Annotated in this window: 15 protein-coding genes and 1 pseudogene; 8 read left to right on the forward strand and 8 right to left on the reverse strand. The window is 63.3% G+C overall.

Translation table 11 applies throughout. The features are described from left to right. Positions 1 to 19: 19 nt before the first annotated feature. Both ACETII_RS16770 and ACETII_RS16775 read right to left on the reverse strand, forming a co-directional pair. Entirely contained in the window at positions 20 to 1,525 is a 1,506-nt protein-coding gene (locus ACETII_RS16770) for a DUF1236 domain-containing protein (RefSeq protein WP_472786251.1), read from the reverse strand. Between the two features lie 505 nt (positions 1,526 to 2,030). Further along, positions 2,031 to 2,846, reverse strand: a complete 816-nt coding sequence (locus tag ACETII_RS16775; RefSeq protein ID WP_363347900.1) for a 2-keto-4-pentenoate hydratase — start codon at positions 2,844 to 2,846, stop codon at positions 2,031 to 2,033. Between the two features lie 172 nt (positions 2,847 to 3,018). Here ACETII_RS16775 and ACETII_RS16780 point away from each other — a divergent pair, with 172 nt between their 5' ends. The 3 genes from ACETII_RS16780 to ACETII_RS16790 all read left to right on the forward strand — a co-directional run bounded on the left by ACETII_RS16780 (position 3,019) and on the right by ACETII_RS16790 (position 5,056). After that, positions 3,019 to 3,399, forward strand: a complete 381-nt coding sequence (locus ACETII_RS16780; protein ID WP_472786252.1) for a hypothetical protein — start codon at positions 3,019 to 3,021, stop codon at positions 3,397 to 3,399. Positions 3,400 to 3,590: 191 nt separating this feature from the next. After that, positions 3,591 to 4,382, forward strand: a complete 792-nt coding sequence (locus ACETII_RS16785) for a hypothetical protein (protein WP_472786253.1) — start codon at positions 3,591 to 3,593, stop codon at positions 4,380 to 4,382. Between the two features lie 23 nt (positions 4,383 to 4,405). Next, complete coding sequence (locus ACETII_RS16790; protein ID WP_472786254.1) at positions 4,406 to 5,056, forward strand: MotA/TolQ/ExbB proton channel family protein; 651 nt, start codon at positions 4,406 to 4,408, stop codon at positions 5,054 to 5,056. Positions 5,057 to 5,060: 4 nt separating this feature from the next. Here ACETII_RS16790 and ACETII_RS16795 read toward each other — a convergent pair whose 3' ends face one another. The 3 genes from ACETII_RS16795 to ACETII_RS16805 all read right to left on the reverse strand — a co-directional run bounded on the left by ACETII_RS16795 (position 5,061) and on the right by ACETII_RS16805 (position 8,530). After that, a complete protein-coding gene (locus tag ACETII_RS16795; RefSeq protein WP_472786255.1) occupies positions 5,061 to 5,522 on the reverse strand; it encodes a TlpA family protein disulfide reductase in 462 nt (153 codons plus the stop codon). 154 nt (positions 5,523 to 5,676) lie between these two features. Then, entirely contained in the window at positions 5,677 to 8,112 is a 2,436-nt protein-coding gene (locus ACETII_RS16800; protein ID WP_472786256.1) for a TonB-dependent receptor, read from the reverse strand. Positions 8,113 to 8,188: 76 nt separating this feature from the next. Further along, positions 8,189 to 8,530, reverse strand: a complete 342-nt coding sequence (locus ACETII_RS16805) for a hypothetical protein (protein WP_472786257.1) — start codon at positions 8,528 to 8,530, stop codon at positions 8,189 to 8,191. A 332-nt stretch (positions 8,531 to 8,862) separates the two neighbouring features. On the opposite strand from ACETII_RS16805, the gene ACETII_RS16810 reads away from it, so the two are divergent. The 3 genes and pseudogenes from ACETII_RS16810 to ACETII_RS16820 all read left to right on the forward strand — a co-directional run. After that, the gene (locus tag ACETII_RS16810; RefSeq protein WP_472786258.1) at positions 8,863 to 10,002 is read left to right on the forward strand and encodes a helix-turn-helix transcriptional regulator; all 1,140 of its coding nucleotides are present in this window, start codon (positions 8,863 to 8,865) and stop codon (positions 10,000 to 10,002) included. A 148-nt stretch (positions 10,003 to 10,150) separates the two neighbouring features. Next, the gene (locus tag ACETII_RS16815) at positions 10,151 to 10,477 is read left to right on the forward strand and encodes a hypothetical protein (RefSeq protein WP_472786259.1); all 327 of its coding nucleotides are present in this window, start codon (positions 10,151 to 10,153) and stop codon (positions 10,475 to 10,477) included. Between the two features lie 430 nt (positions 10,478 to 10,907). Continuing rightward, positions 10,908 to 11,003, forward strand: a pseudogene (locus ACETII_RS16820) (IS5/IS1182 family transposase); the annotation flags it as partial. 87 nt (positions 11,004 to 11,090) lie between these two features. On the opposite strand, the gene ACETII_RS16825 reads toward ACETII_RS16820, so the two are convergent. Continuing rightward, positions 11,091 to 11,585 (reverse strand): YqhA family protein, encoded by a 495-nt coding sequence (locus ACETII_RS16825; protein WP_472786260.1) that lies wholly within the window; start codon positions 11,583 to 11,585, stop codon positions 11,091 to 11,093. A gap of 178 nt (positions 11,586 to 11,763) precedes the next feature. Here ACETII_RS16825 and ACETII_RS16830 point away from each other — a divergent pair, with 178 nt between their 5' ends. Beyond that, positions 11,764 to 11,883 carry a transposase gene (locus tag ACETII_RS16830; protein WP_472786261.1) on the forward strand — a complete coding sequence of 40 codons (120 nt, stop codon included), beginning with the start codon at positions 11,764 to 11,766 and terminating at the stop codon, positions 11,881 to 11,883. 224 nt (positions 11,884 to 12,107) lie between these two features. Further along, positions 12,108 to 12,308 (forward strand): hypothetical protein, encoded by a 201-nt coding sequence (locus ACETII_RS16835; protein ID WP_472786262.1) that lies wholly within the window; start codon positions 12,108 to 12,110, stop codon positions 12,306 to 12,308. Here ACETII_RS16835 and ACETII_RS16840 read toward each other — a convergent pair. Together ACETII_RS16840 and ACETII_RS16845 are read right to left on the reverse strand one after the other, a co-directional pair. After that, positions 12,305 to 13,309, reverse strand: a complete 1,005-nt coding sequence (locus tag ACETII_RS16840) for a sensor histidine kinase (RefSeq protein ID WP_472786263.1) — start codon at positions 13,307 to 13,309, stop codon at positions 12,305 to 12,307. The two genes, ACETII_RS16835 and ACETII_RS16840, sit on opposite strands and share 4 nt — an antisense overlap. Before the next feature lie 468 nt (positions 13,310 to 13,777). Then, positions 13,778 to 14,170 (reverse strand): hypothetical protein, encoded by a 393-nt coding sequence (locus tag ACETII_RS16845; RefSeq protein WP_472786264.1) that lies wholly within the window; start codon positions 14,168 to 14,170, stop codon positions 13,778 to 13,780. Between the last annotated feature and the right edge of the window lie 16 nt (positions 14,171 to 14,186).

The raw sequence follows: 14,186 nt of genomic DNA on the forward strand, positions 1-14,186 counted from the left end.
GCCCCGGCGCCCTCCTGCGTCACCTCGGGCGCTCGATGATGTCAGCGACGATCCGGGTGTCCGGATCAACCAGCACGACCTGATCATTGAGCACGAAGTAGTCGAAGCGCTCGGCGTCCGGCGCCTGGGCCGCAATATTGCGCGGCACCGGCTCCAGATCGACGGATTCCGGCACCCGCTCGCCCACCCGCACGCAAACCTGCCGCAGATTCGACCGAGCCTCGCTCATGACCCCGCGATAGAGCGCGCGCTCCTGCCGGTCGTCGAGCCGCACCCGCGGGGCGTAGCCATAAGCTTCGCCCCGGCGCCTTGGCCCGGCGCGGCGATCATCGTCATCGTCGTCGTCAGCGTCCCGACGCGATGCGCGGTAATCGTCTCTGCGCGCCGACCCATAAGAGCGGCCGTTGCGGCGGTCGTAGCCGTAGCGCTCGTCGTCTCCATATCCGTAGCCATAGGCGGCTCCGGGGCCGCCTTCGTCCAGAACGGTCACGACCTCGCGGGTGCCGGGATCGATGATGGCGATGTCGTCGCCGACCATGACGTAATTGAAGCCGCGGAACCGTGGGATCATCCCGATCACATCCGCGGGCAGCGGGTAGAATTGCACGCTCGGGGGAAGGACGGCGCCGATTCTCGGGCTGAAGACGTCAGGCGAGATTCGTTGCACGTTTCGCTGGGTCAGGATCTGACGGACCCGCGTGTTTTCCCGCTGAGACAGCCGGAAGCGGCCGGCTCCCCGCCTGTCGCGCCCCGCGTCCTCGAAAGCCTCGCGCCGGCCCGCGCCGCGCGTCGCTTCGCCCGTCTGCCGGTCGAAGCCGTCCCTGCCGCGTTGTTGATCCATCTCGCCGCGGCGCTCCATCTGGCCGGCGCGGCCGGTCCTGTCCGCCTCGGCTTGCGTTCCGCGGCGTTCGGCGTCGGCAGCGCCGGGCTCCGCCCGCTCGCCAGGCCGGCCGGCCTTGTCGGCCTCAGCCTGCGTGGCGCGGCGTTCGGCGTCCGTGGTCGCGGCCCCCGTGCGCCCGCCGGGAGTGGCCCCGCTTTCCCCGGTCTGGTCCTGGCGGTCCATTTCCCGGCCGCCCTGGGCCGTGGGGGCGCGGTCGCGATCTTGGTTCGCGGCGCCCCGTTGCTCCTCCCGCGTCGTGGCGCCGTGCTTCTCGCCCTTCTTGGCGCCGCCGTGCTTCTCCTCGGCCTTGGTCGCGTCCTGCTTCTTCTCGTCCTTCGCGGCGCCGCGCTTGCTCTCGTCCTTTGCAGCAGCCCGCTTGTCCTCGTCCTTGGCCGCCGCGCCCGGACGATCCGACGCGTCCCCTGTCTCGCGCGCGCCGCGTTCGCGCTTCTGTTCCTGCGCCCGCTCGTCGCGCCGCTCCCCGCGCTGCTCGGTCGCACCCTTCTCATTCTGCATGCGGGTCGATTCGCCTGGCTTGGCGGCGTCGTCGCCCGATGGCCCGCGTCCGGCCTGCTGCGCATAGCCCTGAGAGAGGCAGAGCGACAGAGTCGCTACGGCCGCCGAGAGAAAAAGCCTTGTTCGCATTGCGGTCTCCTTGGCGGAAGCGGGGCCGCCCGCCGCGGGCGGCCGTTGCGCTTGCTGGGATCGGTGATGCCGTGGAACGCATCGGCGGGCTGAATGTTCATGGGCTCCAGAACCGCATGCGACACCGTGCAGACGGGCGAAAGCCTCGTCTTTTCAGTGATCTGTAGGCAGGCCCCCAAGGGCGTGGGGGGCCCGCGCGCCCATCGCCGCGCCGCGTCGTTCAGGTGGATGGAAGCGTGATAGGGCTTGACAAAAAACGCCCCCTCCGTTGAGATGCGTCCCGCGTAAAGCTGCAAATAACGACGCCATCAATGGCGTTCCCCAGAGGGAGGTTCAAATGGGTTGGCTGATTCCCGCTTGCATGTTGGCTATGGTCATCATCTCCGCTGTGACCCTGACGCGTCTCTGATCGCCCAGGTAAGCGAATGACCGGCCCAGCGAGCGGTCCGGTTTTTCAAAGGCCGTCAGCGCCGAGGCGCTGGCGGTCTTTTGCTTTTGAGGCTCCTCAGGCTTCCGCGGCGAATCGCAGCCGTGCGCGGCCGAGCGCCCCATAATCCGCTTCGACGGCGTCGCCGGGTTCGATTTCCAGCGGCGTCATGCAGGTGCCGGTCGTGACGATTTCGCCGGCCTTCAGCGTCAGGCCGAGCGACGAAAGGCGGTTGGCGAGCCAGGTGAGGGCGATACGCGGATCCCCGAGGACCGCCGCCCCCACGCCCTCCCGCGTCCAGCAATCCCCGCCCGCCTTCGTCACTTTGCCTGTCACGGCGTGCCGGCTGAGATCGATCCTGCGCCAGACGGCGGGCGCCGCGGGGCCGACCACATATTGCCCGGCGCAGGCGTTGTCGGCGATGAGCTGGGCTTCGCCGGCCTTTTCGAAGACGGCGAAGCGCGAATCCGGCGCCTCGAGCCCGAGATGCAAATCGGCGACGGCGCCCATGACCTCGTCCTGGCTGTAGGCGGTCTCGCGCGGCGCCAGGTCGCGTCCCATACGGAAGGCGAACTCCGGCTCCGCCACGCGCATGCGATTGCCGAAGAGCGACAGCTCCGCGCCGTCGTCGAAGACCTTGCCGGAGAGCAGGCGCCCCGCCAGCGGCCCGGAGACCTGGATATGGGCCTGACCGACCGCGCTGGTCGCTGCGAGCTTCCAGCCCAGCACGCGACGTCCCGAGACTTCCGGGAGCTGCGCCTGCGCGGCGTAGCCTTCGAATGCGTTCGCGGGCCGGCACTCCGCCGGCAACTCCCCCAGCGTCTCCCCGGCCTGCCAGCAGGACCAGATGCGACGCGCGGCCTCGGCGGCCTTTGCGACTTCGTACGAGCTCATGGCGAAGAATGCGCCGAAACATTCCTTTCCATCAAGCGCTCTATAGGCGCTGTGCGGCCCAAGACAGGAAATCTGCGGCCTTGTGACGCGATCTTCGCAAAGGCCGCGAGCGCCGTCTTGACCCCCTGTCGGATCAAACCTAGCGTTCGGCTGGTTGGGAGGGCCTCTCGCAGTGGCGCGATTTCGAACATTGCTGAATGGCGAAGCGGGGCGCATCGGCGCGCTTATCGCCATGTTGGCCGTGTTTCATCTGACATTCGCCGCCTTCGCGCCGCTTGCCGCTGCGGCGCCCGCAGAGGCGGGTCTTTCCTGTCTGCATGGCACGAACTCGGGAACGCCCGCTCCGACGCTTCCCCAGCATCACATGAACGCCTGCTGCGTGACGCATTGCGCAGAGCTCGGCGCGATTGTTCTCGAGGGCGTCGATGGCTGCGCAGCGCCTCGCCTCGCTGCGCCCGATACATACGAATGGACGGGCGTCGCGGCGTTTATCGCGCCCGCGCCGAGGAACCCTGCAAACGCGCCGAGAGCGCCTCCGTCGCTCGTTTCCTAGCGCCTTTGCGAATCGTCGCGCGACGAGCGGCGAGAAGGCGGTGCTGGCGATAGCGACGTATGTCGGGCGGCGATCGAATCCCCTTTCTTAGCGGGCAGGCGATGACGCGCGGCTGAAGGTCCATAGCGCGCGCGAAGGCCACATGCGCGGCGCGGACAGAGGCTTCAAGAATGGTTGACTTGGCTACAAGCGTGAGATCGGAAAAGGAGCAAAGCCCCTTTCCGCAACGGCCGCCGCTGAGACCTGCATGGCTGCACCCGGTCCTCGCAGGGGCGATCGTCTTCGTGCACATCGCGTTCTTCGCATCCGGAATTTATTGGCCCGCGCCCCAGGTGGCGGATCTCGCGACGATCGACGCCGAGCTCATCCCGGAGGGGGACTCGCTCGACGCGGGCGACCCCGCGCCAGAGGGCGACACGCTCGACGTCAGCGCGCTGGAAAACGCGCCCGCCGTCGCCGTCGAAGAGCCGGAAGCGGCGCTTCCGCCGCCGCCCATCATGCAGCCGGAAGCGGCGGCCGAGCCGTCTCCGGACGCGCCCGCGCGGAAGGAAGAGAAGCCCAAGGCGCCGGAAAAGAAGCGCGCCTCGCGCGCCGCTTCTGCAGACGCCAAATCGCGAGAAGCGTCACTGGACAAGCGTCGTTACGGCGTTCCTGGCGGCGCGGGACAGGGAGCCGGAACGGCGCGGGTCGCCGGTCGCTTCGGATTGCCGGGCGGACGGGCTCAGGGCTCGGCCGCGACGCAGGCGGCGTGCCTCGTACAGGTCGCGACCTCGATTCGCCGGCATCTGCCGGGGGCGACGAGCCTGGGTCCCGGAACCGCTTATGTGACCTTCTACGTCAATCCTGGCGGCGGCATCTCGGGCATTTCCGTCTCCGCCTCGTCCCCGGCCCACGAGGCGCTCGCGCGTCGAATCGTCGGGGCCTCTCGCGGCCCGGGCAATTGCGCCTCCGCCTATGCGAGCCAGCACATCACCTTCCAGTAATCGCTCGGAAGAAAGAGACTTCGATGGACCATTCGCTTTCGCCGCTGATCGTCAATTCGCTTTCGCCGACGGTCATGTTCCTGAACGCCGGGCCCGTGAGCAAGGTCGTGATGGCCGTGCTGATCATGGCCTCGGTATGGACCTGGTTTCTGATCATCGACGGCGTCTTCGTGCTCGTTCGCCTTTCGCGATCTTTGAAGTCCGCCGACGCCGGAGGGCCGATCGGGGTCTTATGGCCGATCGCCGTCGAAGGCGAAGCCGCCCTGCGCGTCTCTTTGCCGGGCGAAACCGAAGTTCAGAAGCGAGAACGCATTTCCAAGCAAATGAACCGGGCGGCGCGCGAATTCCTCGCCGCCGCGAGGGGCGGGCTGTCGAATCTGGCGATCGTCTCTTCCGTGGGACCTTTTGTCGGCCTCTTCGGCACAGTCTGGGGAATCATGTCCAGCTTCTCGAACATCGCGCACACGCAGGAGACCGGCCTGACGGTCGTCGCGCCGGGCATTGCGGAGGCGCTGGCGGCGACAGCCTACGGGCTTGCGGCGGCCATTCCGGCGGCGATCGGCTACAACCGGATCGGCGCGGCTTTCGCCGAAGCCGGCGAGGGGATCACGAAGTTCGCGACAACCGACGCGATTGCTCTTGCCAAAAAGGCAATCGCCAAGGGGGCCGCCTAAAGGCTTAGAGCGCGCAGAAGGCGGCGAGTCGAGCCGGCTCTTCGAAATTCAGTCTGCCGTTGACGATGGCGTTCACCACGCCCGAGGACGACAGGAGATAATGCAAGGGCGTCGAGACGCCGCCGTCCGCGGTCGTCCCGTAGAAGGCCCTTGCGGCTTTCGCCTGCGCCGGGCTGGACTTCGCAGCGTCGCCGACGCGGTGGATCGGCCAGGGGAGCCGGTAACGGCTGAATTTGGCCAGATCCTTCGCGTAATCGCCGGGGCGCGCCGAAACGAAGACAATATTCCAGCGCTGGGGGCAGGTCGCCGCGATCGCTTTGAAACCGGCAATCTCCGCAATGCAGTTGGGACACCAATGCGCCCATAGCGACACGAGGGTCGGTTTCCCGTTCGCCATCGCCGCGCGCAGATCGAAGGGCGCGCCGCTTTCATCCGCAAGCGCGATTTCCTTCAGGGACGCCCTCATCTCCGCTTCTGCACCGCGCGCGAGGGGTTTGCGCCGAGGATTTCCGCCACCGCCGGCGCGGGTGCGAGCAGTGCAAGAAGCAAGAATGCCGACGTGCGGTTCATGGATGTTTTCCAATGCGACGCGGCGCGCCGGTCGCGCGCCGCGTCTTATTCTAGAACTTCACCGTCAGTCCTGCATAGAAATTGCGTCCCATGCCGGGCACCTGCCTGACGCTCAGCAGACCGGCCCCCGCGCCGAAGAAGGCGGCGGTGCGGGCGTAATTCGTCAGATCGAAACCACCCATCGGCAGCGAGTAGAGAGCGTTTGTGACATTGTCGACGCCGAGGTCGACGCGCAGATTGCTCCACTCATAGGCCGCACGCAGATTCAAGAGCGCATAGGCGGGCGTCGTGAACTCGCCCTTGTTGGCGGAAACATGGTCCTTGGCGGCGACGAGTTGCGTCTCGGCCGCCATTTCGAGGCCGCCGAAATGATGCTCGAGGCCGATGCGGGCGTTCGCCGGCATCAGGTTCCAAATGCCGTCGCCCCGCTTCACGAGGAAAGAGGTGAGGGAGCAAACGCCATTGGCCGGCGCGCAATGCGCCGGATTGCCGATGTCGAGATTGCGGCCATAAACGAAGCTGAACACGCCATAGCCCGTCAGCACGCCATATTCGGGGGAATCGTGCAGTTTCAGGCGGCCGCCTGCGTCGACGCCGTAGAGCTGCGCCTTGTAATTGCGGAACTGCAAGATCTGGAACACATAGCTGTTCGCCACGGGGAAGGTGTTGAAGGTCAGGCCCGTGCGGGCGCCGTCGATGAAGTTCTCGATATAGCTGAAGAAAGGCGAGACGCGCGCTTCCCAGGCGTTGGCCCCCGACGTGTCGCGCCAATTCGCCGTCACGGAGAAATTATGCGCGACCTCCGGCTTCAGATTGAGGTTGCCGGTGTAGCCGTTGCCGTCGCCGAACCAGTTGAACATGGCGGTGAAGGCGCCGGCCACCGGCCAGGTGTAGCGTTCGTAGAGATTGGGCGAACGGGTCTTGCGGGAGTAGCCTACTTCGTAGAGCGAGCCCGGCTCCGGCGCGTAGCGCGCCAACGCCGTCATGTCGAAATTGACGTCCGTGCGCTCGCGGTCCTGCGCGTTGAACAGCGTGACCGCGTTGACGTTCAAGGCGCTCAGATTGGTGAACGCAAAGTTGGGATAGCGGAAGGGCGTGTAGCTTAGGCCCGGTCCGGTGTCCATCCAGACGATATCGTTGCGCACGCCGAGCAAGGTCGTCCATTGCGGCGTCCAGATGCGCTCCCATTCGGCGTAGGTTCCGATCCGGTTGCGCTGCCCGGCGTTGATGTTGACCTGCGAGAAGGGCCTCGACAAGTTGCGAGGATATCCGGTCCAGTCGGCCGGCCAATAGTCCTGTAGCCGGTAACCGTGGAACTCGTTGCCGAGGCGGATCAGGTCGACGTCCGTATAGGGGATTTCGGCTTTCAGCGAATAGCCGAAGTCCCGGCCCAGAGCGATCATCGGGTGATTGAGGAAAGCGCGGTCCTCGAGGAAGCCCATCTTGTGGAAGACCTGGTTCCAATAGGCGCGCGCTTCGAGGAAGCCCCAGGAGAAGTTGCCCTTGTAATTGGCTTCCAGCGAATAGGCCCGGTTGCGGGTCATGTCCATGCGCTGGTTCGGGAAGCCCTGATAGGGGATGTTCTGGTAGGTTCCGCGGAAGGTGAAGAGGTGCCCGTCGTTCTGATAGCCGAGGGTCGCGGCATGATTTTCCGACAGGAAGTTCGTCGAGAACACAGGGCCGCCATTGCCGCCGGCGTTGTAATTCCCGGCCCGCTGCCATGAGCCGTTATAGAGCAGGCTCCAATGGTCATTGGCGACATTGAGCGTGGCGGAGACGCCGACGCCGTTGTTGTTGCCACGATAGAAGGAGGAGAGGGTTCCCGTCGCCAGCACTTCCTTGTTGGGTCCGAAGCGCAGCGTCCCGGGCGCAGGAATCGGCAGGAAGGGGACGGGCGGATAGGGACTGACCGGCGCCGCCGCGGGCGCGGGTCTCCCGCCTGGCGACCCGCTCAATTCGACGACCGGCGTCGCAAAGACGGGGGATTTGGGCGTGACCAGAATCGAGCCGCCGATCGAGTCGCCGCCTTTGCTCACGGAAGACACGCCATAGACCACGTCGACCTTGCCGATCGTGTTCGGGTCCGTGTAGCTCAGTGGCGAATTCATGTGGTTGGCGCAGCTCGACGTCGTCTGCACTCCGCCCACGACGATTTTCAGGCGGTCGTCTGCGAGGCCGCGGATGGCCGGCAGGCCGGACACGCCGCCGCCGGTCTGAACGCTCACGCCGGGCTCACGCGCGAGAATCTGCGCGGTGTCGGACTGGGGCGGCTTCTCCGGCACGATCTGCTTCTGGGTGACGACCACCTCGTCGGGCGACGGCTCCTTGGACGTCGTCGCGGCGGGGGCGGTCGTCGGCCCGGGAGTCGCGGGACGGGCCGCCCCGACAGTCAGCGGCGGCAGGGCTGTTTGCGCCTGTGCGGCGAAAGTGAGCGCGAGAGTCAAGGCGCAGGCGCTGACGCCTCCGGCAAGGGTAACACGTGACATGGCAAAATTCTCCCGATCCGCCCTCCTGGGCGGTGCAACGCAGCGCGGCGACCTGCCGCGAATTCAAAGCGATGGATCAGGAGTAGACGGGCGGCGCGCGCGCGAGCGCTTGGCCGGGTCGCCTTGCGTCGCGTAGATTGACCCGGCCGCCGGCGACGCGGGGCGCAACGGCGGCGGGAGACGTAAAGCCGGTAAGCGCCAGAGGCGCGGGCAGCGCCGGCGATTGGCCGGGGGCGCAGTCGTTACAATGGGTCGCGCCGCGCCCCTGATCCTGCGCAGGGGCCGCTTCGCCGGAGAGCGGCGCATGAACTTGGGATTGCGGCGTGCAGAACCACGCGCCGTCGCCATGCCCCGCATATTCGGCCGCTGTCGCGAGATGCAGGAAAAGCGAGAGGGCGAATAGTAAGACGCCGAGCATCGCGGCGCTTGATCCCGCTTTCCCTTTCTGGCTGCACATCCCGCCGCGCATTTTCTTTCCGTACCTTGGACCACAGCGCGAGACGCGCCATGATTCTTGCTGAGGATACGCTGAGCAGCGAAGTGTAAATCCCCTCGATCGGGAGGGGCAGAGCCGTGCGTATGCGAATTGCAAACCTATGTTGCAGCCGCGCCACGCTTTCTCTAAGCTGCAGCTTCCTACGTAGGCGGCGTAGGCCTTTTTCTTCCCTGGGTTACTAGAAAAGCGCCTGCGCCTTGCGAGCCGCCGCCGTTACTGCGTGTGGCGGCGCGGCGGTTTGACGCGGCGAGAAGATGATCGAGAGCACGCGCGACGACGACAGGGTTATCGCTTCCATTGACGCCGCCGGTCGCGATCGCCGTCGCTGGCCCGACGCTTTGGCCCATATCGCTCGCCGGCTCGACACGACATTCGCAGCGCTGATCTTCGACGACCGCGCGTCAACTCTGCCCGAGTTGAGATATTCCACCGACGCGAATGGCGCATGGCTCGTCGAGTATCTTCGCAATCGTCCGAAGCTCGCCCCTCTTCGGGCGCGCGTATTGTGCAAAACGGGCGTGGGACGCGTTTACTCTTCGGCCGACTTCGTTTCTCCGGAGCGATTCCGCAACAGCGCGTTCTTTCAGCGCTGGATGGAGCCCTACGGGCTCGCTGACATCGTCGGAGCGGTGATCGATCAATCCCGCAAGGGCGCCTGCATCTTCGTTGCGCTGCGCGCCGCTCGAGCCGGACCGGTCGACGCGCAGACAAAGGAAACCTTGTCCAAATTCCTGCCTTACCTCGCCCGCGCCGCGCACCCGAACCCGGACGAGTCGGATCTCATTCGCCGACTGACCGATCTTTTCAATTGCCTTGCGACGCCCATCATCCTCCTCGACCGGGACATGGGCGTTTCCTATCTCAATCAGGGCGCGGAGCGCATGCTGGAGCGGCATCCGGCGCTTTCGGTTTCCGACGGCGCGCTGGCCGTGACCGATCCCCGCGCCCGCGAGGCTCTGCAGGCGGCCTTGAGCGCGGGCGCAAGCGCTCGGGCGGATAGTCTGGCCATTATGCTCAAGAGCGGCGAGGAGCGCTGCTGCGTCGTTCATGTGCTGCCATTCCCGCAAGGCGGCGGCGCCCTCTTCGTGCGCAGCTTTTCCCTCGGCGTCGACGCCGACGCCGGCGTCGCCTCCGCATTGTACGGACTGACGGCGCGCGAGACCTCCGTCCTGCTGTCGATCACCGAGGTCGGCGGGGTGCCGGCGACGGCGCGGGCGCTCGGGTTGAGCGAAGGCACGGTCAAAGGCTATCTCAAGAGCATCTTCCAGAAGACCGGCGCCACCCGGCAGGCGGATCTCGTCAAGCTGGTCATGGCGCTGGAGTCCCCCTTCTCGCCGCCCTTCGAGCCCGCGTCGCTCGAGGCCCCGTCGCGCAAGGCCAGCGGCCGGCGGTAGGGTGGGGGACGCTGCTGGGCCGCCGCCGTTCGGGCGAACGGCGCTCGGAACGAGAGACGTGCGGCCGCTGCGCTGGTCGTCTGCCCGCCAGCTTCTACATTTCGAAGCGGATTGTTCCTGAGCGGTCCTTGCCGCGCGGGCCCGCGACGTGGCTGAGTTGGCGGCGCCGGAGGCTGTCATGTCCGTTGCCCGGTTCTTGGCGACGCTGGCGATTTGCTTCGTCAGCGCGACGTTTCCCGCCAGCGCCAAAGACAAAGACAAGGCGTCGGCCCCGTCAAAGCAGGAAAGCTCCGAGCCGGCGAAAGCTCAGCCAGCGGTCGGATATTGCTGGGAGGCGCGCTGCACTCCGAAGAAAAAGAAATGCGTCGTGCCGGCGAGCCCGGATTGTCGCTCCCCCGCCCACGAAGTCGATTACTCGGTCTGGTACTATGAATGCTATTCGACGCACTGCGATTCTCACGGCAAGTGCTCGTGATGAGACGCCGTGAGAGTTGGTCCGGCAAGGCCGGATGACGCCCGGAGAGGCGCTCTCGCGAGGCCTTGGGTTGTGTCGCGAATCCGTGGAAGTGGCTCCCCGAGTAGGAGCGATTGACTATTGATTTTATCTGATATTTCGGTGGCTTTTACAATCATTGTACAACGTCGCACTTGAAAAGCCGACGCACTTCGGTCCGGTAGCTGGCACTTGGCGGCGCTAAGGGCCGACTGGGTTTCCGCGCCGGTGGAGGGCGAACTTGGTGCCCCTGGCCGGAGTCTAGTGACGTTGATTTATTTTGGGTTTAGCGATCCTTAACAGAGAAATTACAGCAAAATGCTCATCGCTGGGACCGAGATGTAGCGCGGCTCAATTTCGATTAGCACTTCACGGACGGCAAAGCTTATGAAGTCGCAGCGGGGGGTTAGCGATAGAGCCGGATCTCCCCAATAAGCCGAGCGGGGTTCCGCGGGTCGATGACCGGTGCGTTCTGAACGGCAATTTCTGGGTGTTGCGGTCGGGCGCGGAAAACTCGTTGCTGTGTGCCTTTATGTGCGAGGTTATTCTACGCCCCAGGGTGTAGCAAAACGCAGTCTGAAAATCCCTGCCCGGATCACCCCTTGTCACTGGCCTGTTGGGAGAATCCCATGGCTAGCCGAGAAACTACGAGGGTTAGATGCATGAAGATGTAAAAATATAGATCGCGGTCGTCAAATCGCTGAATGTCCATAAAAACTTCAAGAAGTCTTACAGCCGATATTACAACAAGTGTGGTCAGAAGCTTCAATTTTAGATTCGTGAAATCCACATCCGTCATCCAGGTTGGTTTTCCGCCTAAACCTTCGCGGCTGAGGGTGGAAACAAAATTGCCGTAAACCGAAATCGCAACTAAGATTACCAGCGCGGCAATGAGAGTCAGGTCAATCTGCTCTAGCACCGCACCTTTCATGTATTCATTTTTTCCAGAGTATATTTCCTGAATGAAGCTCAGCGTATTTTTCGCCCCTTTCAGCATGAGGCCGACCACGCCGATGCTAAGCATCAATATAAACGGAAGCAGCAACCAGCGAATGGAGAATATATAACCCTCGAATAGACGTCTAAGCATAGCATGCCTCTACCGGTCTGTTAGAAGATATCTAAACATCATCGTATCAGGTGGGGCGATCCGCAAAAGCGATTCCTTGCCCACGAAGGATCGTATTGGTGAGAATATGGTCTCTAGGGCGTCCCCCATAAGCCGCGCGGGGATCCGCGGGTCGATGACAGGTGTGTTCTGAAATGGCATGTTCTGGATGTTGCGGTCGGGCGCGCCCTGGGGCGACCTGCCCGAGCGCTACGGTCCCCGCACGACCGTCTATAACCGATTCAACCGATGGCGGAATGCTGGGTCTGGGATCGCCTGACGGCTGCCATCATTCAAGCCCATGACGGCAACGTTCAAATGATCGATACCTCATCGTTCGCGTCCATCAGCAGGGCTACGGCAAAAAGGGGATCGAGATCGATGTTTGGGTCGCTCCCGAGGCGGCCTCACGACAAAAATCCAAGCGCTCGTCGATAAGAAAGACCGGCCTCTGAAGCTCAAATTGAGGCAGGGCAAAAGAGCGAAATTGAAAACGCGCCGGAGATGATCGCCGATCTGCCGAAGGGCGCCATGCTGCTCGCTGACAAGGGCTACGACGCCAATGCTCTACCCGAGGCGACTGCACGCGGTGTCGAGCGCTTAAAGCCCGAGATAAATCGCCGCGCCGAGGCCGGAGGCTGGGCCGCAATGCAGCGCGCCTTCCGTCAATTTCAAGTGCTGCTTGTACGAACGGAATTCGCTTAAGAAGCTGGCGTGGGGCTAAAGGAAGCGTGCGTGATCGAGACAGATAGGCCGTTCGGACCGCTCTCCGTTTCTATCTGCGCTTTCATTTGTTGCGTCAGCGCTTTCACAAGGGTGCTGCCTAGGCCATCAAGAGACCCGGTTCCCTGCTCCGGTCGTCCAATGCCATTGTCCGACACCGTAAGCCGCCAATTCGTGCCCTGGGTCTCGTATTTGACCAGAATCTCGGCGTCTGGACGATCCGACGGAAAAGCGTATTTCAAGGCATTGATGACGAGCTCAGTTACGATTAAACCAAGACTCACAGCCTGTGTCGACGGCACGGAGGCATCCTCAATTTTATAATGGAGCGCGATCTGTCGTTCCCCGCCAATCATCGAGCTCGCGAGGCTGTCGCAAATCGTCGTAAAATAGGGAACTACGTCAACGACTTTCGTCTTCGCTGCATCGTCGATGTGCCGTTGCAATGTGGCTACCGACATAACGCGAGAGTAGGCGTCCTCGAGATGCTGGCGAGCCTCTTCCGACGTCGTCTCGCGCGTCTTCATCATCAGTATGTTGGCAATGATTTGGAGGCTGTTGAAGACACGATGTTGCATTTCCAGCAGCAACACTTGCTTTTCTTGAAGTAGCCTACGTGTCTCGTTTAAGAGAGATTCCTTTTCCTTTTCAATAAAACGACGATGCGTTATATCCTGAAAAGACAGCAAGATCGCCTTGTGCACGTTGCGGGCGAAGAACACTTCGCGCACGCCAACGACCAGGATGCGCCGTCCAATACGCGGAAACTCCGCTTCGACTTCAAAGTTTTCCGGGCCTGCGTGCTCAGGCAAGACCTTGCCCAACAGCTCAGCCAATCCGGCAAGATTGAAGCCGCCGCCCAAGATCTCATAGACCGAATTGTCGACGACATCTTCGGAAGCGACCTTGAAGTCGCGAAGGAAAGACCGGCTAGCCGCGGCTATGTTAAAATTGCAGTCAAGCACAAGCAAAGGGTCGCGCACAGTGTCTACGATCGCTTGCGCGAGCACTGCGGCATAGTGCGGGTCGAGAGGCTGAGTGGTGATTTGAAGAATCCTTAGACCAGCCGAGCGCCCAGAGAGAGCCGAGGAGCGTGACGGATATGCGGCGCATTAGCAAGCTCGGCCCTCGTAAACGACGGCGCAGAGACCGTCGCCAGTCTTAGCGGCAGCCCGCTGAGGGTAGGGGCGCTACGTCCGATAAAGCAACCCTATCGGACCCTAGCTGCGCATGTCCGATAATTTAATTTTATCGGGCGTTTCAGGGTAGGGGCGATATGTTCGATAAGCAAAGACTATTGCACCTTCGGACGTCGGAGCGCCTTGTCCCCATACGCAACTTATGGACGCATAGCCGGTCGACTGAGAGGCGTCACCATCGCACGGGCGTGATGGGGGCGTCCCCTTGATAGCCGCGGTCACATTCAAGGAGTGGTTCGAACCGAACTCCAATTAGGCGCACGCTTGGCTCGCCACGTAATTATAGAGACGGGTAGATGGTGAGGGCTCGAGCTTGCACGGAGCGTCAAAGAAGGCGCGAACCTCCGGCGGAACGACTCGGAGCTTTTCATTGAGCTCGGATAGTACGAGGGCGACGCTCTCAGCGATATTAAGCCCTGAAAACTCAACCCAGCCCGCCTCCAGACAGGCTGAAAGGTGATCAAGCTCATTGGCCGTAGAGTCGGCCGACTCCAATTGAATCTCTTGAATCGGCACGCCGAGAGCGCGGGCGAGGGCGTCTAGCGGCGACTCGCCTTCGCGCCAGCCTCCTATGTGGAAAGCTAAAATCGCACGTTTGGAGTTGCGCCATTCATGGTCGACATAAAGCCAATTCGGTTCAACCATGACCCACCCCCACGCG

The sequence above is a fragment of the Methylocystis sp. NC52PC genome (assembly GCF_055698645.1).

Excerpts from the sequence above, each read along its gene's own strand:
- ACETII_RS16770 (WP_472786251.1), bottom strand. The coding sequence starts at position 1,525 with ATGCGAACAAGGCTTTTTCTCTCGGCGGCCGTAGCGACTCTGTCGCTC.
- ACETII_RS16775 (WP_363347900.1), bottom strand. The coding sequence starts at position 2,846 with ATGAGCTCGTACGAAGTCGCAAAGGCCGCCGAGGCCGCGCGTCGCATC.
- ACETII_RS16790 (WP_472786254.1), top strand. The coding sequence starts at position 4,406 with ATGGACCATTCGCTTTCGCCGCTGATCGTCAATTCGCTTTCGCCGACG.
- ACETII_RS16795 (WP_472786255.1), bottom strand. The coding sequence starts at position 5,522 with ATGAGGGCGTCCCTGAAGGAAATCGCGCTTGCGGATGAAAGCGGCGCG.
- ACETII_RS16800 (WP_472786256.1), bottom strand. The coding sequence starts at position 8,112 with ATGTCACGTGTTACCCTTGCCGGAGGCGTCAGCGCCTGCGCCTTGACT.
- ACETII_RS16805 (WP_472786257.1), bottom strand. The coding sequence starts at position 8,530 with ATGCTCGGCGTCTTACTATTCGCCCTCTCGCTTTTCCTGCATCTCGCG.
- ACETII_RS16810 (WP_472786258.1), top strand. The coding sequence starts at position 8,863 with ATGATCGAGAGCACGCGCGACGACGACAGGGTTATCGCTTCCATTGAC.
- ACETII_RS16825 (WP_472786260.1), bottom strand. The coding sequence starts at position 11,585 with ATGCTTAGACGTCTATTCGAGGGTTATATATTCTCCATTCGCTGGTTG.
- ACETII_RS16830 (WP_472786261.1), top strand. The coding sequence starts at position 11,764 with ATGTTCTGGATGTTGCGGTCGGGCGCGCCCTGGGGCGACCTGCCCGAG.
- ACETII_RS16835 (WP_472786262.1), top strand. The coding sequence starts at position 12,108 with ATGATCGCCGATCTGCCGAAGGGCGCCATGCTGCTCGCTGACAAGGGC.
- ACETII_RS16845 (WP_472786264.1), bottom strand. The coding sequence starts at position 14,170 with ATGGTTGAACCGAATTGGCTTTATGTCGACCATGAATGGCGCAACTCC.